Origin of the sequence: Streptomyces sp. CA-135486, from assembly GCF_050936555.1 — a bacterium.
Taxonomy (GTDB): domain Bacteria; phylum Actinomycetota; class Actinomycetes; order Streptomycetales; family Streptomycetaceae; genus Streptomyces.
The window spans coordinates 142,308-163,888 of record NZ_JBNJMM010000002.1; the positions used below are offsets into that span (position 1 = coordinate 142,308).

Consider the following 21,581-nt stretch of genomic DNA (forward strand, 5'->3'; position numbering starts at 1 on the left):
TCCCGGCCATGACGCCATGGCCCGGAATGCCGACGAACAGCTGGTCACCAGCCGGGTGAAACTCCCCCGCCGTATCGTCGAGCACCCGCTGCGGCAGGTCGGCAAACGGCTGCTGATGGCCCTGGGGGTGCTGGCCCTGACCGTACTGCTCGTCTGGGCCGACCGGTCGGGGTACCACGACAACGCCGACGACTCCGTCGACTTCCTCGACTCCGTCTACTACGCCACGGTCACCCTCTCCACGACCGGATACGGCGACATCGTTCCGCACAGCGACGGGGCCCGGCTCGCCAATGTGCTGCTGGTGACGCCGCTGCGCGTGCTCTTTCTGATCATCCTGGTCGGCACCACTCTCGAGGTCCTCACGGAACGGACCCGGGAGGAGTGGCGCTTGAACCGCTGGAGGCTTCAATTGCGTGAGCACACCGTCGTTGTGGGCTTCGGTACCAAGGGCCGGTCCGCGATTCAGACGCTGACTGCCACGGGTCTGAAGAAGGGACAGATCATCGTTGTCGACCCCAGCAGCAAGGTGATCGAGACGGCCAACACAGAGGGCTTTGTGGGGGTGATCGGAGATGCGACCCGCAGCGATGTGCTTCTACGGGCCGAGGTGCAGAAGGCCCGCCAGATCGTCATTGCGACGCAGCGCGACGACACGGCGGTGCTTGTCACGCTGACCGCGCGGCAGCTCAATCGCGGGGCGAAGATCGTCGCGGCGGTGCGGGAGGAGGAGAACGCGCCGCTGCTGCGCCAGTCCGGTGCCGATGCGGTGATCACCAGCGCCAGTGCGGCGGGCCGGCTGCTGGGCCTGTCCGTGCTCAGCCCGAGCGCTGGCATCGTGATGGAGGACCTGATCCAGCAGGGCAGCGGGCTCGACCTCATCGAACGGCCGGTGATAAAGGCCGAGGTGGGACGCGGTGTGCGGGAGACGGACGACCTGGTGGTGAGCGTGCTGCGCGGGCATCGGCTGATCGGTTACGACGATCCGGCGGCAAGTCCGTTGCAGCTGACGGACCGGCTGATCACGATCGTGCGCGCGGATGGTGGCTCACCCCTCAACAGCCTTGGCAGGCCGCTTCCGGAGTAGCCTCGCGCCCATGCATGCGATCACGATTCCCGAACCCGGTGGTCCCGAAGCGCTTGTCTGGGCCGAGGTGCCCGATCCCGTGCCCGGCGAGGGAGAGGTCCTCGTCGACGTCGTGGCGAGCGCCGTCAACCGCGCCGATCTGCTGCAGCGGCAGGGCTTCTACGATCCGCCGCCCGGCGCGTCCCCGTATCCCGGGCTCGAATGCTCGGGGCGCATCTCGGCCCTGGGGCCCGGTGTCTCGGGATGGGCCGTGGGCGACGAGGTGTGCGCGCTGCTCGCGGGCGGTGGTTACGCAGAGAAGGTCGTCGTGCCGGCCGGGCAACTGCTGCCGGTGCCGGAAGGGGTGGACCTGATCACGGCGGCGGCGCTGCCGGAGGTGACCGCGACGGTGTGGTCGAACGTGTTCATGATCGCTCACCTGCGGCCGGGCGAGACGCTGCTGGTCCACGGTGGCGCGAGCGGGATCGGCACGATGGCGATTCAGCTGGCCAAGGCGGTGGGAGCGCGGGTGGCCGTCACGGCGGGTGGGCCGGAGAAGCTGGCGCGGTGCGCGGAGCTGGGCGCGGACATTCTGATCGACTACCGCGAGCAGGACTTCGTGGAGGAGCTGCGCAAGGCGACGGACGGGGCGGGGGCGGACGTCATCCTCGACATCATCGGCGCGAAGTATCTGGACCGGAATGTGCGGGCGCTGGCGGTCAACGGCCGGCTGGCCGTGATCGGCCTGCAGGGCGGCGTCAAGGGTGAGTTGAACCTGGCGATGCTGCTGGGGAAGCGGGCGGCCGTGACGGCGACGTCGCTGCGGGGGCGGCCGCTGGGCGAGAAGGCGTCGATCGTGGCGGCGGTGCGGGAGCATGTGTGGACGCTGATCGAGGGGGGTCGGGTGCAGGCGGTGGTGGACCGGAGGGTTGCGATGCGGGATGCGGGGGAGGGCCATCGGGTGCTGGAGTCCGGCGCGAATATCGGCAAGGTCCTGCTGGTCTCGCCGGCGGCGGGCTGACCCCACCCGCCCGCCCTGTACGCGGGGGGTTACTGCGTACCCCCGCACCCCCGGCGCCCTGGCGGCTTCGCCGCAGGGCTCGGCTCAGGCCGGGGCTGGGGTTTTGCGCACCCGCGGGCCGCGCTCTCGGCGGCTGCGCCGCGCGGCCCGCGCCGCTTCCGGGGTGCCGTACCGGCTTCGCCGGACGGCATGAGAGGCGAGGTCCGGTGCGGGGCTACTGCGTACCCCCGCTCCGGTGCCGTGGCGGCTTCGCCGCACGAGAATGTCCGGGGGCTGGCCGGTCGTGGCGGCTGCGCCGCACGGCTCAGCCCAGCAGCCGGGGTCTGCGTACCCGGGCCGCGCTCTCGGCGGCTGCGCCGCGGCCCGCGTCGTTCGCTTCCGGGTGCCGTACCGGCTTCGCCGGACGGCATGAAGGCCTGGTCGGGTGCGGGGGCACTGCGTACCCCCGCACCCCCGGGCGCCGGCTCTGGCGCGGGATCGACTGCCTGCCGCGTGGCCGGGGGCACAGTGCCCCCCAACCCTCCGTGGCGGTGGCTTCCCAGAACTACAGGTACGGGCCCGAGCGGATTGCTCCGTGTTGGCCGTCATCGTCGTCGTGCGGGGCGCCCGGTGGCAGGGCTCGGCGCATTTGTTCCAGTTGGGCGCGGGCTGCCATTTGCTGGGCGAACAGGGCCGTTTGGATTCCGTGGAAGAGGCCCTCCAGCCAGCCCACCAACTGGGCCTGGGCGATGCGGAGTTCCGCTTCGGAGGGGATTGCCTCGTCGGTGAAGGGGAGCGAGAGACGCTCGAGTTCCTCGACGAGTTCGGGGGCGAGGCCGTCCTCAAGTTCCTTGACCGAGCTGGCGTGGATCTCCTTGAGCCGGACCCGGCTCGCCTCGTCCAGAGGGGCTGCCCTGACTTCCTCCAGCAGCTGCTTGATCATGCTGCCGATGCGCATGACCTTCGCCGGCTGTTCGACCATCTCCGTCACCGGGACCTCGCGCGACTCGTCGTCACCGTCACCGCCGCCGAGTGCCATTCCGTCCTGCCCCACGACAAGGACGTGGGGGCTCTCCTGCGACCGTTCATTCCTCGGCATCTCCATGCCGCCATTCTCTCTCACATGGGCGTCACCACACGGTGTGCCCCCGTACGAGAGTGATCCACCCTCGTACGGGGGCACAAAACCGCAGGCAGTGCGATCAATGGCCGATTATGTTGCCTCTCGGCGGGCCAACGCCCCGCGCGAGCGGGTCACCAGCGCCGCCAGCAGCGCCGCGCCCAAGGGGACCGCGACGAGCAGCGCGGCCAGGGTTTCCCACGGCACGATGATCGGTACGTACGGCACCGAACCGCCCGAGTCGTAGCCCTGGTCCAGTGCCTGCTGGTACCACTTGATCTGCTCGCGCTCCTCGGTGAGCCGCAGCCCGATCGCGGGCAGTACCCCGGCCGCCGAGCCGAGCACCACACCCATGGCCGCCACCACCCCGCACTGGAAGCCGCTGAGCGTCCTGCGCACCCGCGGCGGGGCGCCGACCGCGGCGAGCGTCTTCAGATCTGCCTCGGCATCGGCCTGGGCGAGGCCCGTGGCGATACCGGCCGCGCCAATGGTGATCAGCCCGGCGAAGACGGTCAGCGACAGCAGGATGATGCTGTTCTTGCTGGTGTAGCCCTCCTCGATGTGGAGGGCTACATCGGAGCCGGTCTTGTCGAGCTCGCCGTCGAGACGCTGGCGCTGCTCGCTGCTCGGCATCTTGTCCGTCGAGTAGTACGCGCCGAGCGGCACCGTGTTCATGCCCGCCGACTTGGCCGCGGCAGGCGGCACAATCATCGAGACGCCGTACGACACGGGCTCACCGGCGACCTGGTGCGCGGTGAAGGTCCTGATCACGCCCGGCGCATCCTGGCCCTTCTGCGCTGCCTCGTCGGCCTCCTTGGTATCGGTGATCAGACGGATGCTGATCTTGCCCTTGGTGTCGACGTTGCGCTTGTCGAACGCCACGACCTGTCCGGCCGCCAGCGCCTTTTCGGCGCCGGGGTCGTCGATCGCGAGTACCTTCAGCAGCTTCGCGTCGCCGACCAGCACACCGCCTTCGACATTCGCGTAGCCGCCGGACTCCTTGCAGCGCCAGTCGGCGGCGAGCTTGCGGCGCTCGGCCTTGCTGAACTTCGCCGTGGGGTCCTCGTCCGGCTTGGTCGGGTCGGTGATCCACAGCGGGCACTGGTTGGCCTTGGGCACGACGATCTCGTAGCGGCCGCAACCCTCCCCGTCGCTGTACGGCGAGCAGCTGGGCTTGCCGACCGAGATCCGGTCCACATCGGCCCGTACGTCGATGGGCAGCATCTTCTGCACGGTGGCGCGCACCGCGGGGACATCCCGCCCGCCTCCCTCGTCGAGGACCACGGAGACCGCGCCGTGCGGAAGACGCGCCTCGTACTCCGCCTCGCTCTGGGCATCGCGGCTTGCGGCGTATGTCACCACGGCCACCGTGCCCGCGACCGCGGCCAGCACCGCGGCCACGGCGGGAGCCGTGCGGCCCCGGTTGCGCACCGCGTCACGCAGCGCGAGGCGCGGAGAGAGCGGCAGGATGCGTCCGGTCCGGCCGAACAGGCCGACCAGGGCGGGGGTCAGCGCGACCACGCCCAGCTCGGCGACGGCGCTGCCGCCGGCGACGATGATGGACTGGTCGGTCACCACCGATCCGTAGAGCGCGATCACCACGCCCAGTGCCACCGCGATCAGGCCGACGACGGTCAGCGCGCGGCTGCTCTTGCGGACGCCGCGTCGACCGGTGAGCGAGGCCAGTACGGACTGCCGGGAGGACGTGATCGCCGGGACGATCGCTGCCATCAGGCCCGTGAGTACGGCGAGCAGCCCGATACCGAGCAGCTCCAGCGGCCGCACGTCGAAGCTGCCGAAGCGCTGGCCCATGTAGTTCTCGAGCACCGGCTGCAGCACGAAGGTGAGCAGCAGACCGAGGGCGGTGCCGACCACGGCCGCGGCGACGCCGATCACCAGACCACCGGCGAGGACGATGGCGCGGATATGGCGGCGGTCGCCGCCGTTGGCGCCGACCAGACCCAGCTGGCGGCGCGAGCGCCGGGCGCCGACGGCGAAGGCGGGCCCCGCCAGCAGGCAGATCTCCAGCATGGCGAGGCCGACGACGGTGCCGACGGCAGCGAGCGCGGCGGCCTTGGCGGCCGTGCTGTCCTCGAAGGTGCCCCAGCCCTCTTCCTGGTAGATCGGAACGTCGGCCTTGGCGGGCGGGTTGAGAGCGACCGCGCGCGAATTGACCGTCACACCCTTGGCGTTGATCTCCTTGACCATGTTCCACGTGAAACCACCGGGAACGGTCACGAGATATGTGGTGTTCGCCTCGGTGACGGGCAGCCCGGCCTTTTCGAGGGCCTTGTCGAGCGGGGCGAGAAACGCGCCGGGCAGCGCGTTGACCTGGTCGGTGTCCAGTTCGTCGGGGAGTTCGTACGAGCCGACGATCTTGTATTCACGGTCGAGTCCGCGGGCCGTGAGTTTGCCGCCCACCTTCAGACCGCTGGACTCCAGGAAGTGCGTGGTCGCCGCGACCTCGTCGGACTTCTGCGGCAGCCGGCCCTCGTCGACGACCATGATGCCCTTGGCCATCGGGTCGGAGGACTTGAGCTCCCGGATCTCGGTGTTCAGCAGACCGTGCGTGGTGCGCAGCTTGCCCGAACCCTTGGAGTCCGACAGGGACTTGGTGTCGGCGGGCAGCGCCTTCGTCACATCCGTCTTGCCCTCGGGCCACGGCTTGCCGTCGAAGTCCTCCACCGGCGTATAGCTGTTGGCATCGGGGGTCTGCTTGATGGGCGTACCGCCCATGCCGGGGTCGGACACCCGCGCGTCCGCTGCGCCGAGCGTGCGCTCAAGGCTCTGCTCGGTGGACAGTTCGGCGCTGCGCAGGGTCAGATCCGCGGCGCTCACGCCGAGGATGGGGAGCGCGATCATCGCCAGGACGAGGAAACTGCGTCCCTTGGAGCGCCAGGCGTCGCGGCGGGCGATCCGGATCGCGGCCCGCCAGGAGTGGTACCAGGTCCTCACAGCTCGGCCGCCTGGCCGGAGAGCAGCGAGTCGGCCTGGCTGCGGATGGTCTGGTCGACGACCGCGCCGTCGCGCAGGAAGACCACACGGTCCGCCCAGGCCGCGAAGCGCGGTTCGTGGGTCACGAGAATGCCGGCCGCGCCGGCGTCACAGCGCGAGCGCAGCAGGGCAAGTACGGATTCACCGGTCTCCGAGTCCAGGGCGCCGGTGGGCTCGTCGGCGAGGACGAGACGGCGTTCGCCGACCAGGGCGCGGGCGATGGCCACACGCTGCTGCTGACCGCCAGACATCTCGTCGGGGAAGCGGTCGGCGAGATGCCCGAGCTCCATCTCCTCCAGTGCGGCGACGGCCTCGGTACGGGCCTTGCGTGCGGAGATGCCGTCCAGCTCGCGCGGCAGGGAGACGTTCTCGGCGGCGGTGAGGGCCGGGATGAGGTTGTAGTCCTGGAAGACATAGCCGATGCTGCGGCGGCGCAGGGCGGCGAGCGTCTTGCGGTCGGCTGTGGTGATGTCGGTGTTCTCGACGATCACGCGGCCCGAGGTGGGGGTGTCGAGTCCGCCCGCGATGGTGAGCAGCGTGGACTTGCCGGAACCGGACGGGCCCATGACGGCGACGAGTTCGCCGGGGAAGACATCGAGGTTGATGCCGCGCAGCGCATGCACCTCGGTGGCGCCGCTGCCATGGACACGGGTCAGTTCCTGGAGTTGCAGCACAGGTTGCTGTGATGTCTGTGACTGGTGTTGAGACATGGGAAGGGTCCCCCCTTGGACGGACGGAGTACGTACGAGCGGATGTACGGAGCTTCAGAGATGCGAAGCGGTCAGTGACGACGGTGAGGTCAGTGAGGGCGGAGAGGTTGCCGAGCGGGAAGCCCGGCCCGGGCTAGGTCGGCGGCGCGGGCCGTGCCTCGGCCGATGCAGCGGGCTGCCCGAGCAGAGAAGCGGCCGTCGTGCCCTCGGCTCCCCGGTGGGCCGCCGCGGAGAGCCGGATGAGCCGCACCTCGCAGTGATCGAGCCAGCGCGCCTCGGCCTCGGTCTGGAAGATCAGCTGCTCCAGCACGAGCAGCCAGGCCACGTCGTCGCGCTCGGCCGAGCCGCCGCCCTCGATCGCGGTGAGGGCCTGCGCCTTGAGCCGGGTGTAGTCCTGCATCGCCCGCACGGTGTGGTGGCGCTGGGACTGGATGACGTTGCGGATGTCCACGCCGGGCGCGCCGACGGCCATCGCGAGCTTGATGGCCAGCTCGTCGCGGGGCGGGCTGCTGCGGTCCACGGGAGTCTCGAACCAGCTCTTCAGCTCGGTCCGCCCGGCATCGGTGATGACGTAGAGCGCATGACCGGCGTCGTCCTCGCCGCCCTGGGCGACCATGCCGTCGCGCTCCAGGCGGCTGAGGGTCGTATAGACCTGGCCGACGTTGAGCGGCCAGGTGGCACCGGTGCGCGACTCGAACTCCGTACGGAGCTGGGAGCCGTAGCGAGGGCCGTGCTCAAGGAGGGCGAGGAGCCCGTGTCGGATGGACATACTCAGTATGTATACCGGGTATGCGGGGGCCAGCAACCACCAATAGGCGGAGCCTGTGCCTCCATCTTGAGGATGACGCGAGGGTCAACGACGCCTCAGCCGTACGCCCAGAAAGCCGATGCCGAGCCCCATGAGGGCCATACCGATCCCCAGGGACAGCGGGGAGATCTGGTGCGCGATGGGCTCGGGGAGGGCCTGAGGTCCCTGGTGACGTGCGGCGGCGGGAGCGGTACGGGTCGGGGTGGGCGTCGGCGCGGCCCAGGCGCCGTCCGGCTCCTCCGGCTCCTCCTTCTCCAGTGCCTCGTCCTCCGCAGGAGGGGGGTCCGGCTTGGCCGGATGGGCATGGGACGGGGCCGCGGAAGTGGCAGCGGAACGGGAGGCGGAAACAGACGCCGAAGGCGACACGGACGCTCCGGTGGACGGCGTACGGGCCGGGTCGCCCCTGTCGTACGCCTCGCCGTCACTCTCGTCATCGCTCGGGCTCACCGTTCTGGGGGGCCGTCCGGGCCGGGGCCGTCCCTCCCCCGCCTGCCGCCCGGCGAGAGAGGCGGAGGCGACGGGAGTGGCCGTTGGGGAGGGGTCGGAGGCCTCGGACTCCTCGGCGTACGCAACGGGCGTGGCCAGCAGCAGGAACGAGGCGACGATGATCGCGCACTGTGTGCGGAGCCTTGGAGTCACCGGGTGACCCCCTCCCGTGCCGAGTCGCCGAGTCGCCGAGATATCGGACTCAGGGTCACATGTCATGACTCTTCCGGCATCTCGGGCGGCTGCACGAGGGACCGGGAACGGGAACGGACAAGGGACCGGGAAAGGGAACGGGAACGAGAACGGCCCGGCACGCGCGCTGCGTGCCGGGCCGTTCCGGGAAAACGGTGCGGGCCGGGTCAGCCCGACTTGCCCGTGGAGATCGTGAGCTCGAACTCCTGGCTCTTCGGCACGATGGCCTCGCCCGAACTCGGGTACTGCAGGATGACGGCGTCCTTGGGGTACTGAGGGTTGTCCTCCTCGGTCACCTTCCAGGTCCAGCCGGCTTCCCGCAGGCAGTCCTTCACCGAGAGGATGTCCTTGTAGAGGAGCTGCGGGGCCTGAACCTTCGACGGGTCGGTGCCGTCCTCCGTGGCGTCCGTGCACTTCGACTTGTCGATCGTCCGGGTACGGTCCGGCGCATTGACGCCCGCGTCCACCGACTCGCTCGAGCTCGGGTCGTCGCCCGCGTTGTCCCCGCTCCCCGAGTCCTTGTTCAGCGCGATCATCGTGATCAGACCGCCGACCGCCAGCAGCGCCACCACGATCGCGCCCACGATGACCGGCATGTTCCGCTTGCCGCCGCCGTTGCCGCCCGGCACCGCCGTCTGCGGTGAGAGGGAGTACGGGGGCGGAGTCGAGGCCACCGGAGCATGCTGCTGGTACGGGGAGACCGGAGCGGGCGTCTGCGGGTACCCGTACTGCTGCGCCGGAACGGGCGCCGGAGTCGGCTGCCCGTACGGACCCGGCTGGTACGGCGTCTGCACGCTCTGCGGTGCCGGAGTCGCCTGGCCCAGCGGCGGGAAGACCGCGGAACCGACCCCCGCGCCACTCGTCGTCGGCGCGCCGCCGATGATCACCGGCGCCCCCGTCTGCCCGGCGCTCGCCACCCGCGCGCACTCGTCGCGCATCGCCGCGGCGCTCGGGAAACGTTCGTTGGGGTTCTTCTTCAGCGCCCGCGTGACCAGTGCGTCCATCGCGGGCGTGACGGAGCGGTTGATCGTGGACGGAGCGACCGGCTCCTCCTGCACATGCGCGTACGCGATCGCCAGCGGCGAGTCCGCGTCGAACGGCAGCCGCCCGGTCAGCAGTTGGAACAGCATGATGCCGACGGAGTACAGGTCGGACCGCGCGTCCACGCCGCGCCCCAGCGCCTGCTCGGGCGACAGATACTGCGGGGTGCCCACGACCATGCCGGTCTGCGTCATCGAGGTGACGCCGGACTGCATGGCGCGCGCGATGCCGAAGTCCATGACCTTCACGACATTGCGCTTGGTCATCATCACGTTGCCGGGCTTGATGTCGCGGTGGACCAGGCCCATCTCATGGCTGGTCTCCAGGGCGGCCAGCACATCGGCCGTCACCTTCAGCGCCTTGTCGGCCGGCATCGCGCCGTACTGCGCGATGTCCGCCTGCAGTACGGATCCGAGCGGCTGGCCCTCGACGTACTCCATGACGATGTACGGCATCAACGAGCCATCGAGCTCGTCCTCGCCGGTGTCGAAGACGGACACGATGTTGGTGTGCGACAGCTTGGCGACCGCCTGCGCCTCGCGCCGGAACCGCTCGCGGAAGGACTGCTCGCGCCCCAGTTCCGTATGCAGCGTCTTGATGGCGACCTGGCGGTCCAGCGCCGAGTCGTACGCGAGATACACGGAGGCCATGCCGCCTTCGCCGAGCAGGTCGCGCAGCTGATACCGGCCGCCGGCGACCGAACCTCCCGCATAGCGGCCCTGTGCGCCGTCCTGGCTCATCCTGTGCTTCCCCCTCGGCGCGAAGGCCCGTGTTCCGTAAGGCCGCGACCCGTATTGCCGTGATCAGTATTGAGATGATTCGTTGGCGTGATCCGTACTACAGGCCAAGTCTGCCCGAGGGCAGAGACACGTCAAGCCAGGTGCCCGTTCCGTGACCGTACGCACAACAAGCGTCTCGGAAGCGTTACAGGAAAAACATGGGATTTGCGTGGCCGGACCGGCAGAGGCTTTGATGGTCGGTCCACTCGAAACCGCCGCATCGCCCGAAGGCTGTAGCGTGACGTGGCAGAGAACTGAGGACGACAGCGAATCCCGCACGCAACACTACGCAGGCGGACAGATACGACGGCGAGGACTGATGGCACCCGAATCCGAGGCCGGCAACGGCGGAGTGCCGGATGCGGCCGACTCCTGGGGCATCGGCGGAGTGGTCGGCGACGGCCGCTATCGCCTGACGCACCGTCTTGGACGCGGTGGCATGGCCGAGGTGTTCGCCGCGGAGGACGTACGGCTCGGCCGTACCGTCGCCGTCAAGTTGCTCCGGCCCGACCTTGCCGAGGATCCGGTCTCCAAGGCCCGTTTCACGCGTGAGGCGCAGTCGGTGGCCGGCCTCAACCACCATGCGGTGGTGGCGGTCTACGACTCCGGCGAGGACGTGGTGGGCGGGCAGACCGTCCCCTACATCGTGATGGAGCTCGTCGAGGGCCGCACCATCCGCGATCTGCTCGTCAACGCTGAAGCCCCGCCGCCCGAGCAGGCGTTGATCATCGTCTCCGGTGTACTGGAGGCGCTCGCCTACTCGCACCAGCACGGCATCGTGCACCGGGACATCAAGCCCGCGAACGTCATCATCACCAACTCCGGTGCGGTGAAGGTGATGGACTTCGGCATCGCGCGCGCCCTGCACGGCGCGCAGTCGACGATGACCCAGACCGGCATGGTCATGGGCACGCCCCAGTACCTCTCCCCCGAGCAGGCGCTGGGCAAGGCCGTCGACCACCGTTCCGATCTGTACGCCACGGGCTGTCTGCTCTACGAACTCCTCGCCCTGCGGCCCCCGTTCACCGGCGAGACCCCGCTCTCGGTGGTCTACCAGCATGTCCAGGACATCCCGGTGCCGCCGTCCGAGGTCTCGGACGTGGTGCCGCCGGAGCTCGACGGTCTGGTGATGCGCTCGCTCGCGAAGGACCCGGACGACCGGTTCCAGAGTGCGGAGGAGATGCGCGGCCTCGTCCAGTACGGGTTGCAGATGCTGCAGCAGCAGGGCAGCCACTCCGGCACCTGGAACACGGGTCCGGTCGAGATGCACGACGCCGCGTTCACCCCTGCGATGGGGACGACCGGGCCGACGGCGATGCATCACCCGGTGCACGGCGAGACCTCGCAGGGGCCGTTGTTGCCGCCGGTGAACCCCAACGACGGCGGATACGACGGCGGTCACCGGGACGGCCGGGGTGGCAAGGGCGGCCGCGGAAAGATGTGGCTGTTCGCCGTGCTCGCGGTGATCGCGATCGCGGCGGGTGTCGCGTTCGCGGTGGACAGGGCGAAGGAAGCCGGCACAGGACCGCAGGACAACACGAAGACCTCGCAGACTCCGACGACGCCGGGCGCCTCGCCGACGCCGTCCGAGGAGGAGACCGGGCAGAGCGAGGATCCGGACCCCACGGGTGACGATCAGCAGCCCTCCTGGACGCCGTCCTGGACGCCGTCGTACACGCCGAGCGATCCGCAGACGCCGACGGACGACCCGACGACGGCCGATCCGACGGAGCCGACGGGTGATCCGACGGTCGACCCGACGACGGCGGATCCGACGGAGCCGACGGGTGATCCGACCGGTGATCCGACGGGCGGGCCGGGGGATCCGGGCGGGAGTCCCTGACGGGGGCGGTTGCGGTGGGCGTCGGGACTGCGCCGCGAACGCCGGCGGGGCTTGATTCGGGCTACGCCTCGGGCCTCGGGCCCCCCGGGCCTCAATCGCCGGACGGGCTGAAATGTGGGGCTCCGCCCCACACCCCGCGCCGCGAACGCCGGTGAGGCTGATCTTGCGCCGCCATCGCCGGAGGGCCGAGGTGTGCGGCTCTGTCCCGGACCCTTCGCCCGGCGAGGCTGATGCCGCGCCTCGGTCTGCTCAGCCCGCGAAGGCCTCGCACACCGCCTCGTACTCGCTCGTCCACCACACCGCCAGGGCCGACGCCGCAGGGAACTGCGGGTCGGCCCTTCGGTCGTGCAGTTGGTAGCGCCAGCGCAGTATCCAGAAGTCGTTCAGCCGCTCCCACCACACCCGGTGCACCGCCGCCGTCAGCTCCGCCGCGTCCGCGCCGGCCGCCCGCCGGTAGGCCCGCGCATACGCCCGTACCTTCGTCAGCTCCAGCTCCCCGGCCGGCTGGACGAAGAAGATGGCCGCAGCCCGCACTGCCTCCTCCGCGCGCGGCTGCACCCCCAGCCGGTCCCAGTCGACGATCGCGGCCGGCTCCCCGTCCCGGTAGAGCAGATTCAGCGGGTGGAAGTCGCCGTGCACCCAGCCGCCCGCGGACGCCGGCGGCGGCCTGCGGTCGGCATGGCGCTCCAGCAGTTCGCGCCGCTCCAGGAGGCGGTGTTCGGCCAGGGCGTCGAAGGCGTCCAGGGGACGGGCCCGGCGGGCCAGCACCAGCAGTTCGTCGATGAGCGCGAACGTCTCCTCGGGGTCGGCGCTCTCGTACTGCCTGCCCTCGGTGTCGTCCACGTCCATGACCTGCTCCAGACAGGTGTGTACGAGCCCGAGGAGGGAGCCGAGCCGCTGGGACTGGAGGGTGGTCAGATGCGCCCCGTCGCGGTGCCGTCCGTCGATCCAGGGGTGCAGCGCGTAGCACCGCCCGCCGATCACCGCGACGGTGTCGCCGTGCGCGTCCTCGAGGGGTGGGGCGACCGGCACGCCGAGCATCTGGAGCCGCTGGGTCGCACGGTGCTGGCGGGTGATGGCCTCGCGGTCGCCGTCAAGGTGGTGCTTGAGGAAGTACGCGCCACGGGTGGTGGCGAGCCGGTAGCCGCGGTTGAGGAGGCCCTGCGTGACGGGCTCGCAGGAGAGTGGTTCGCCCGGGTCCTTGTAGCGGTTCAGCAGTGGACCGAGGGGAGGGGCAGTTGCAGATGAGCGCGGCACTCGCCAAATGTTAGATCACGCAGCGTGGTCAATGGGCGGCTCTTGGAGATAATCCGGGAGTGCACCACGACGGGGCCGCGCCACGACGCGCCGGATCACTTCGTGGGAATCCTTCAGAAATGCGGCGATTTTTCCGGCTTCGCGCGCGAAAGCGGTCTCACACATTTACTCTTCCCGTGTCCGGGGTGACCGGGATAACGTGCCGGTGTTCCGGCGGCCTGCAAGGCTGTGACCAGTGGTTGTTCCCGCATTTCTCGATTTACTTGGAAATCCAAGCAAAATCGCAGGTCAAGTAGGGTTTCGCAGTAATGCGACACACTGGGTAACGTGCCTTGGCAGGGCGCTCGCCGGGGCACCTGTCACGCCTGATCCCGGCCGAGTCGCACCCACCCCGTGCACAGGTACGGAACAGGCGAGCCGCACTGGTTTCCCGGCGGACCCCGGGGGCCGGACCGACGGAGGAGCACGCACGTGACCGTGGAGAGCACTGCCGCGCGCAAACCGCGCCGCGCCAGCAAGCGCGCGAGCGCAGCGAAGAAGCCGCAGAGTGCCGAGCCTCAGCTCGTCCAGCTGCTGACCCCCGAGGGGGTGCGCGTCGAGCACCCCGAGTACCAGATCGACCTGAGCCCGGACGAGCTGCGCGGGCTGTACCGGGACATGGTCCTGACCCGCCGATTCGATGCCGAGGCCACCGCTCTTCAGCGGCAGGGCGAGCTCGGGCTGTGGGCGTCGCTGCTGGGCCAGGAGGCCGCACAGATCGGCTCCGGCCGTGCGCTGCGCGACGACGACTATGTCTTCCCGACCTACCGCGAGCACGGCGTCGCCTGGTGCCGCGGGGTCGACCCGACCAATCTGCTGGGCATGTTCCGCGGTGTGAACCACGGCGGCTGGGACCCCACCACCAACAACTTCCACCTGTACACGATCGTCATCGGCTCGCAGACGCTGCACGCCACCGGCTACGCGATGGGCGTGTCCAAGGACGGCGCGGACTCGGCCGTGATCGCGTACTTCGGCGACGGCGCGTCCAGCCAGGGCGACGTCGCCGAATCGTTCACCTTCTCCGCCGTCTACAACGCCCCGGTCGTGTTCTTCTGCCAGAACAACCAGTGGGCGATCTCCGAGCCGACCGAGAAGCAGACCCGGGTGCCGCTCTACCAGCGCGCACAGGGCTTCGGCTTCCCCGGTGTCCGGGTCGACGGCAATGACGTACTCGCCTGCCTCGCCGTGACGAAGTGGGCGCTGGAGCGGGCCCGCCGCGGCGAGGGGCCGACGCTGGTCGAGGCGTTCACCTACCGGATGGGCGCGCACACCACGTCGGACGACCCGACCAAGTACCGGGCCGACGAGGAGCGTCAGGCATGGGAGGCCAAGGACCCGATCCTGCGGCTCCGTACGTATCTGGAGAAGGCCGGCCTCGCCGACGAGGCGTTCTTCACGTCCCTGGACGAGGAGAGCGAGACGCTCGGCAAGCGAGTGCGTGAGGCCGTACGGGCCATGCCCGACCCCGACCATCTGGCGATCTTCGAGAATGTCTACGCCGACGGGCACGCGCTCGTCGACGAGGAGCGCGCCCAGTTCATCGCGTACCAGGCGTCCTTCGCCGAGGAGGGCAACTAACCATGGCTGTACAGAAGCTCCCCATCGCGAAGGCACTCAACGAGTCGCTGCGCACGGCGCTCGAGACCGACCCCAAGGTCCTGATCATGGGTGAGGACGTCGGCAAACTCGGCGGCGTCTTCCGGGTCACCGACGGACTGCAGAAGGACTTCGGTGAGGACCGGGTCATCGACACCCCGCTCGCCGAGTCCGGCATCGTCGGCACGGCCATCGGTCTCGCGCTGCGCGGCTACCGGCCCGTCGTGGAGATCCAGTTCGACGGTTTCGTCTTCCCCGCGTACGACCAGATCGTCACGCAGCTCGCGAAGATGCACGCCCGTGCGCTCGGCAAGATCAAGATGCCGGTCGTCGTCCGCATTCCGTACGGCGGCGGCATCGGCGCGGTCGAGCACCACAGTGAGTCCCCCGAGGCGCTCTTCGCGCATGTCGCGGGCCTCAAGGTGGTCTCGCCGTCCAACTCGTCCGACGCGTACTGGATGCTGCAGCAGGCGATCCAGAGCGACGACCCGGTCATCTTCTTCGAGCCGAAGCGGCGCTACTGGGACAAGGGCGAGGTCGACACCGAGGCGATCCCCGGCCCGCTGCACAAGGCCCGGACCGTCCAGACCGGCACCGACATGACGCTCGCCGCGTACGGGCCGATGGTGAAGGTCTGCGTCGAGGCGGCGGCCGCGGCCGCCGAGGAGGGCAAGTCGGTGGAGGTCCTGGACCTGCGCTCGATGTCCCCGATCGACTTCGACACCATCCAGACGTCGGTGGAGAAGACGCGCCGCCTGGTCGTGGTGCACGAGGCCCCGGTCTTCTACGGCTCGGGCGCGGAGATCGCCGCCCGGATCACCGAGCGGTGCTTCTACCATCTGGAAGCCCCGGTGCTGAGAGTCGGCGGCTTCCACGCCCCGTACCCGCCGGCGAGGCTGGAAGAGGAGTACTTGCCGGGCCTGGACCGGGTACTCGACGCCGTCGACCGCTCGCTCGCGTACTGAGAAGGGCCCCCTAGATCATGTCTCGCTACCGCGAATTCAAGATGCCCGATGTGGGCGAGGGCCTGACCGAGGCCGAGATCCTCAAGTGGTACGTCCAGCCCGGTGACACTGTCACCGACGGCCAGGTCGTCTGTGAGGTGGAGACCGCGAAGGCGGCCGTCGAGCTGCCGATTCCGTACGACGGAGTGGTGCACGAGCTCCGCTTCGAGGAGGGCACGACGGTCGACGTCGGCACGTCGATCATCACCGTGGACGTGGCCCCGGGTTCGGAGCCCGAGGAGCCGGCTGCCCCGGTGGCCGCTGCCGCTCCGGTCGATGCCCCGGCCGAGGAGAAGAAGCCGGAAGGACGGCAGCCGGTCCTCGTCGGCTACGGCGTCGCCGAGTCCTCCACCAAGCGTCGCCCGCGCAAGGGGACCTCGGTCCCGGAGCAGCCCCAGGCCGCGCCCGCGGGCACGTACTCCGCGCCGCCCACCGCCGCGGCGGTCCAGGGCGAGCTCAACGGCCACGCGGGTACGGTCACGCTGGACCGTCCGCTCGCCAAGCCGCCGGTCCGCAAGCTCGCCAAGGATCTCGGCGTCGATCTGACGACGGTCACCCCGACCGGTCCCGACGGGATCATCACCCGCGAGGACGTCCACGCGGCGGTGGCCCCGGCGCCTGCCGCTGTCCTGCCGGAGCCGGCGGCCGAGGCGCCCGCGCCGGTGGCGGCGGGTGAGCGGGAGACACGCATCCCCGTCAAGGGCGTACGGAAGGCCATCGCGGCGGCGATGGTCGGCAGCGCCTTCACCGCGCCGCATGTCACGGAGTTCATCACGCTCGATGTGACGCGGACGATGAAGCTCGTCGAGGAGCTCAAGGCCGACAAGGAATTGGCGGGGCTGCGGGTCAATCCGCTGCTGCTGGTCGCCAAGGCCCTGCTGGTCGCGATCAAGCGGAACCCCGAGGTCAACGCCGCCTGGGACGAGGCCAACCAGGAGATCGTGCTCAAGCACTATGTGAACCTGGGTATCGCGGCGGCCACCCCGCGCGGTCTGATCGTGCCGAACATCAAGGACGCGCACGACAAGACGCTGCCCGAACTGGCGGCGGCGCTGGGCGAGCTGGTCTCCACGGCCCGCGAGGGCAGGACGACTCCTGCGGCCATGCAGGGCGGCACGGTGACCATCACCAACGTCGGCGTCTTCGGCGTCGACACGGGAACGCCGATCCTGAACCCGGGTGAGTCCGCGATTCTCGCGGTCGGGGCGATCAAGCTCCAGCCGTGGGTCCACAAGGGCAAGGTCAAGCCGCGCCAGGTCACCACGCTCGCGCTCTCCTTCGACCACCGGCTGGTCGACGGCGAGCTGGGCTCCAAGGTGCTGGCGGACGTCGCGGCGATCCTGGAGAACCCGAAGCGGCTGATCACCTGGGCCTGATCCGCAGACCTGATCCGCAGGCCTGATCCGCAGGCCTGATCCCCAGGTCCGATCCGCAGGTCACAAGGCAAGGCCCGGGCGAGTGACGCCCGGGCCTCCGCCATGCCCGTCCGGTGTGCCCGAAGGAGCAGCCCGAACTGTCCTTGTCCGTCCTCCGTCCGAGCGGAAATGATCGTCCGGGACGGCGGCAGACGATGACTGGCGATGGGGAACACCATGACTTCAGCGCGCCGTTCGGCGTTTTTCGATGCCGACGAGACGGTGATCACGGCCAAGAGCATGTTCGCGTTTCTGCGCCACTGGATGGCCCTGAACGGGGACTCCGGGCCCGGATACGACAGGGTCATGGCGGACATCAGAGCCCTGGCCGCGAACAACGTCGACCGCAGCGAGATCAATCGCACCTACTACCGGCTCTTCAAAGGCGTACCGCAGCGGGAGCTGACGGCAGCGGGCCGCGAGTGGTACGCCGGCTACCGCGCCGGGCCCACCGCGTTCGTCGGAGCCACGCTCGACGCCCTGGACGCGCACCGTGCGGCCGGCGATCTGATCTGCCTTGTCTCCGGCTCGTTCCGCGCCGTTCTCCAGCCGCTTGCCGAGGAGATCGCCGCGGACGTCATTCTGTGCACCGAGCCCGTCGTCACAGCGGACGGACTGCTCAGCGGCGAGGTGCACCGGCCGATGATCGGCGCGGCGAAGAGTGCCGCGGTGGCCGACACCATCGCCGCACACGGCCTCTCACCTGCGAATTGCTATGGATACGGCGACCATCTGTCCGATCTGGGACTGCTGGAGCAGGTCGGGAACCCCCATGTCGTCGACGTCGATCCGGCGCTGGTCGCCCTCGCGAAGGAGCGGGGCTGGCCGGTGCTGTCGTCCGCTCCCGCGCCTGCGCGCCGCGCGGCCGACCGCTGAAACGCAGGGCGGTAATTCCGCTTCAATTAACCCCCGGCATTTATGCTCGGGGGTTTCTTTTCGCTTTCTTTCCGGCCGTGTTGCGGATCCATTAACGAAATGGTCCCGGTGGGCCATTCGGGTATGCGCATGCGGTGCGGTAGTTATTTCCTGAACTTCTTTTGTATCTTGTTCAATTTACTGGTGGTGAGCTATATCACATAGGATGGCTGAATCCCGTCGGTATCCTTGACTTGTGCCCGGAGTCGGATGACCGCCGGCGCGCTTCAAAGCAACAGGGGGTAGTCTTGCTGGGCGTCTCGGAAATTAAGGAAAGAGAGATCACTGTACGGCGCGTCGTCGTGGCAATCGGGAATGGACTGCTGCGTTACGGCGTCGAGCGAATGCTTCAAGTGCCACCGAAAGTCGAGATCCGCTCCCTGCCGGGGCTCGCCGGAGCGCTTTCTGACGGTCTCGACGACGGAGACCTGCTCATCGCGCTGCTGAGCGAGGTCGACGGCGAGGTTGCCGCGGAATTACGCCAGAACGAGGATCGCGGAGTCCGCATCATGCTGCTCATCGAGGACGACGATCTCGACGAACTGCCCAATATGGCCGGTATCAGGGCCGGCTTTGTGAAGATCGACGGGATCAACGAGGACACTCTGAACAAGGCGCTGGCCTCCGTCGCCGGGGGTAACGTGCCCATCCCTCCCGAGCTGGCCCAGGATCTGCTCCTGCTCGCGACCCGGCGCAACGACGCGCCGAGGGGTCAGCTGAGGCTGACCCCGCGGGAGCAGGAAGCACTTGTACTCATGGTCGAGGGGCTGAGCAACAGGCAAATTGCCCGCAGGCTCCAGATATCCGAGCACGGAGCGAAGCGCCTGGTGGCCAATATCTTGGCCAAGATGGACTGCAACAATCGCACGCTCGCTGTTTCCAGGGCTCTGCGTGAAGGTCTCTACGAGCGTTATGTGAAAGCCCGGGAAATGAACTGACAAGACCCTCTGTGAGGGTCTTGTGCAAAGGGGCTGCTATGAGGGGAGCTCATAGTAAGCGGAATCCCCCCAGGTTGCAGTTGCCAGGTGGCCCTCGGCATCGATGCCGAGGGCCACAGGCGAACTCAGACCGGTCAGAACGGACGTGATTGAGCCATCGCGGGCCACCCGCTTGATCTCGCCCGCCGTACGGTCGGTGACAAAAACGGAACCCGCCTGGTCGGCGACGATTCCCACACCGAGGCCGTCGAAGTCCTTGGAGTGGGTTTCCACGGTCCCGTCCCGCGTGACGCGGGACAGCAGGCCACCCTCGTAATTCGACACATAGATCGTGCCGTCGGCGGCCTCGACCACACCCACCGGGGTGCGCAGCCCATCGGCCACCCTGCTGCTCCTCCCGTCCGGGGAGACGCTCATGAGCTCGTTGGTCGCCCGGTTGGTGACCAGGAGGTTCTGCCGGGAGTCGAAGCTGATGCCGGTCGGGGTGTGGAAGCCGGAGGCGAACTTCTCCAGCTTCCCCGCGGCCGGGGCGCGGTAGACGACATCGGCGTTGTAGTCGGCGATGTAGAGGGCGCCCCGCTTGTCCACGGCCAGACCGGCGGGGGCCTCAAGCCCCTTGACGTGGACGGAGCGCTTGCCGTCGCGGGTGATCCGCTCGACCGTGCCGGCCGACCAGTTGGACACATACACCGAGCCGTCCCGGCCGAAAACCAGGCCGGTCGGCGACGAGAAGCCGGTGTACTTCGGCTTCCCGGCTTCTCGGGCCTTCGCGGCGGGCTCGCCGCCCGTTCCGCCTCCCCCGGTGGGGGGACCGGAGGAGGCGGAGGATCCCGGCGACCGCGATGCGCCGGAGCGCCCCGCGTCGTCGTCGCCTCCGCAGGCTGCCACTGAGGACATCAGCAGGCCGCCCACGAGCAGCTTCGGCAGGAGTAAGGAACGCATGACCACCTCTTGGGGGAGTGCATGAGTGCGCCGACGGACAACGTACGAGTTGGAGCGCACTCCACCGCAAGGGCCGACCGGAGTGCGGAACGGGCTCAACGCCCCTTGCTGCGTACAAAGTCGGTGACGGACTGGGCCATGTAGTCGGTCATCTCGTCGGTGAGCCCGGGGTGCACACCGATCCAGAAGCTGTGCTCCGTGATGATGTCGCTGTTGGTCAGATCGCCGGCCACGCGGTAGTTCGTGCCCTGATAGGCCGGGTGCCGGGTCAGATTGCCCGCGAAGACCTGACGCGTCCCGATGCTCCTCGCCTCCAGGAAGGCCACCAGCTCACGGCGGGTGAAGGGGGCGTCCGGCAGCACGGTGAGCACAAAGCCGAACCAGCTCGGCTCGCTGTTCGGGGTGGCGCTCGGCAGCAGCAGACCCGGCACGTCGGCCAGCGCGTCGTGCAGCCGCTGCCAGTTGCGCCGGCGCGCCTCGATGAAGACGGGCAGCTTGGCCAGCTGGGTCAGTCCCAGGGCGGCCTGGCTGTCGGTCGCCTTGAGGTTGTAACCCACATGGGAATAGATGTACTTGTGGTCGTAACCCTCGGGCAGGGTGCCCAGCTGCCACCGGAACCGCTTGGCGCACTTGTTGTCCTCGCCGGGAGCGCACCAGCAGTCCCTTCCCCAGTCGCGCAGCGACTCGACGATGCGCGCCAGATGCAGATCGCTCGTGGAGACCACCCCGCCCTCGCCCATGGTGATGTGGTGCGCGGGATAGCAGCTGAGCGTCGACAGATCGCCGAACGTACCGGTCAGCCGACCGTCGTAACGGGCGCCCAGGGCATCGCAGTTGTCCTCGACGAGCCACAGGTCGTGCTGCTCGGCCAGCTCCGCGATCTCGCGGGCCGCGTACGGATTGCCCAGTGTGTGGGCGAGGGCGATCGCCCTGGTCCTCGGGCCGATCGCCGCCGCGATCCGGTCCACACTCGCGTTGTACGTACCGAGCTCGGTGTCCACGAACACCGGCACCAGGCCGTTCTGCAGCACCGGGTTGACGGTGGTCGGGAAGCCCGCGGCGACCGTGATGACCTCGTCGCCCGCAACCAGCCGCCGGTCGGCCAGCTGCGGGGACGTCAGCGCGCTGATCGCCAGCAGATTGGCGGACGAGCCCGAGTTCACCAGGTGGGACTTGCGTACACCGATGGTCTTGGAGAAGCGGCTCTCGAATTCCTGCGCCGTCTTCTTCGCCACGATCCGCATCTCCAGTGCGGCCTCGACGAGCGCGACGCGGTCCTCGTCGTCGAAGACCGGTCCCGAGGAGTACAGCGGGGTGACACCGGGCACGAACGGCCGGTCGGACTCGGTGGAGCGATGGAACTTGCGTACGGCGTCGAGGAGCTGGGCCTTGGCCTCTTCACGGCTGTCTGTCTGCACGGGTGCGCTGGTCAC

General features: G+C 69.1%; 17 protein-coding genes. 8 read left to right on the plus strand and 9 right to left on the minus strand.

Annotated features, from left to right (window positions below; genetic code table 11):
* The first annotated feature begins 16 nt into the window (after positions 1–16).
* Both ACQEVG_RS19730 and ACQEVG_RS19735 read left to right on the plus strand, forming a co-directional pair.
* Complete coding sequence (locus ACQEVG_RS19730; RefSeq protein WP_432992752.1) at positions 17–1,087, plus strand: potassium channel family protein; 1,071 nt, start codon at positions 17–19, stop codon at positions 1,085–1,087.
* Positions 1,088–1,097: 10 nt separating this feature from the next.
* Positions 1,098–2,087, plus strand: coding sequence for an NAD(P)H-quinone oxidoreductase (locus ACQEVG_RS19735; protein WP_432985761.1), 990 nt, complete (start codon positions 1,098–1,100; stop codon positions 2,085–2,087).
* Positions 2,088–2,631: 544 nt separating this feature from the next.
* Here the strand turns inward: ACQEVG_RS19735 and ACQEVG_RS19740 are convergent.
* The 6 genes from ACQEVG_RS19740 to ACQEVG_RS19765 all read right to left on the minus strand — a co-directional run bounded on the left by ACQEVG_RS19740 (position 2,632) and on the right by ACQEVG_RS19765 (position 10,157).
* Positions 2,632–3,171, minus strand: coding sequence for a bacterial proteasome activator family protein (locus tag ACQEVG_RS19740; protein WP_360866901.1), 540 nt, complete (start codon positions 3,169–3,171; stop codon positions 2,632–2,634).
* Positions 3,172–3,279: 108 nt separating this feature from the next.
* Positions 3,280–6,141 carry an FtsX-like permease family protein gene (locus ACQEVG_RS19745; RefSeq protein ID WP_432985764.1) on the minus strand — a complete coding sequence of 954 codons (2,862 nt, stop codon included), beginning with the start codon at positions 6,139–6,141 and terminating at the stop codon, positions 3,280–3,282.
* The gene (locus ACQEVG_RS19750; protein ID WP_432985766.1) at positions 6,138–6,890 is read right to left on the minus strand and encodes an ABC transporter ATP-binding protein; all 753 of its coding nucleotides are present in this window, start codon (positions 6,888–6,890) and stop codon (positions 6,138–6,140) included. Before ACQEVG_RS19750 ends, ACQEVG_RS19745 begins: the two co-directional genes overlap by 4 nt.
* A 133-nt stretch (positions 6,891–7,023) precedes the next feature.
* Complete coding sequence (locus ACQEVG_RS19755; RefSeq protein ID WP_432985768.1) at positions 7,024–7,659, minus strand: PadR family transcriptional regulator; 636 nt, start codon at positions 7,657–7,659, stop codon at positions 7,024–7,026.
* 84 nt (positions 7,660–7,743) lie between these two features.
* Complete coding sequence (locus tag ACQEVG_RS19760; protein WP_432985770.1) at positions 7,744–8,337, minus strand: hypothetical protein; 594 nt, start codon at positions 8,335–8,337, stop codon at positions 7,744–7,746.
* A gap of 206 nt (positions 8,338–8,543) precedes the next feature.
* On the minus strand, positions 8,544–10,157 hold the full coding sequence (locus tag ACQEVG_RS19765) for a protein kinase domain-containing protein (RefSeq protein WP_432985772.1): 1,614 nt from the start codon (positions 10,155–10,157) through the stop codon (positions 8,544–8,546).
* Between the two features lie 358 nt (positions 10,158–10,515).
* Between ACQEVG_RS19765 and ACQEVG_RS19770 the strand changes: the two genes are divergently transcribed.
* Positions 10,516–12,039, plus strand: a complete 1,524-nt coding sequence (locus ACQEVG_RS19770; protein ID WP_432985774.1) for a protein kinase domain-containing protein — start codon at positions 10,516–10,518, stop codon at positions 12,037–12,039.
* 249 nt (positions 12,040–12,288) lie between these two features.
* On the opposite strand, the gene ACQEVG_RS19775 is transcribed toward ACQEVG_RS19770, so the two are convergent.
* A complete protein-coding gene (locus ACQEVG_RS19775; protein WP_432985776.1) occupies positions 12,289–13,296 on the minus strand; it encodes a phosphotransferase in 1,008 nt (335 codons plus the stop codon).
* 471 nt (positions 13,297–13,767) lie between these two features.
* Here ACQEVG_RS19775 and pdhA point away from each other — a divergent pair, with 471 nt between their 5' ends.
* The 5 genes from pdhA (at position 13,768) to ACQEVG_RS19800 (ending at position 19,206) form a co-directional block, all read left to right on the plus strand.
* Positions 13,768–14,916, plus strand: coding sequence for a pyruvate dehydrogenase (acetyl-transferring) E1 component subunit alpha (pdhA, locus tag ACQEVG_RS19780; protein WP_432985778.1), 1,149 nt, complete (start codon positions 13,768–13,770; stop codon positions 14,914–14,916).
* A gap of 2 nt (positions 14,917–14,918) precedes the next feature.
* Entirely contained in the window at positions 14,919–15,899 is a 981-nt protein-coding gene (locus ACQEVG_RS19785; RefSeq protein ID WP_432985780.1) for an alpha-ketoacid dehydrogenase subunit beta, read from the plus strand.
* 17 nt (positions 15,900–15,916) lie between these two features.
* Positions 15,917–17,314 carry a dihydrolipoamide acetyltransferase family protein gene (locus ACQEVG_RS19790; RefSeq protein ID WP_432985782.1) on the plus strand — a complete coding sequence of 466 codons (1,398 nt, stop codon included), beginning with the start codon at positions 15,917–15,919 and terminating at the stop codon, positions 17,312–17,314.
* Positions 17,315–17,530: 216 nt separating this feature from the next.
* Complete coding sequence (locus tag ACQEVG_RS19795) at positions 17,531–18,229, plus strand: HAD family hydrolase (protein WP_432985784.1); 699 nt, start codon at positions 17,531–17,533, stop codon at positions 18,227–18,229.
* Positions 18,230–18,516: 287 nt separating this feature from the next.
* Complete coding sequence (locus tag ACQEVG_RS19800; protein WP_432985786.1) at positions 18,517–19,206, plus strand: response regulator transcription factor; 690 nt, start codon at positions 18,517–18,519, stop codon at positions 19,204–19,206.
* A 36-nt stretch (positions 19,207–19,242) separates the two neighbouring features.
* Here ACQEVG_RS19800 and ACQEVG_RS19805 read toward each other — a convergent pair whose 3' ends face one another.
* Positions 19,243–20,148: a Vgb family protein gene (locus ACQEVG_RS19805; protein WP_432985788.1), complete on the minus strand. Its 906-nt coding sequence runs from the start codon at positions 20,146–20,148 to the stop codon at positions 19,243–19,245.
* Positions 20,149–20,243: 95 nt separating this feature from the next.
* Positions 20,244–21,581, minus strand: a complete 1,338-nt coding sequence (gene rfbH, locus ACQEVG_RS19810) for a lipopolysaccharide biosynthesis protein RfbH (RefSeq protein WP_432985790.1) — start codon at positions 21,579–21,581, stop codon at positions 20,244–20,246.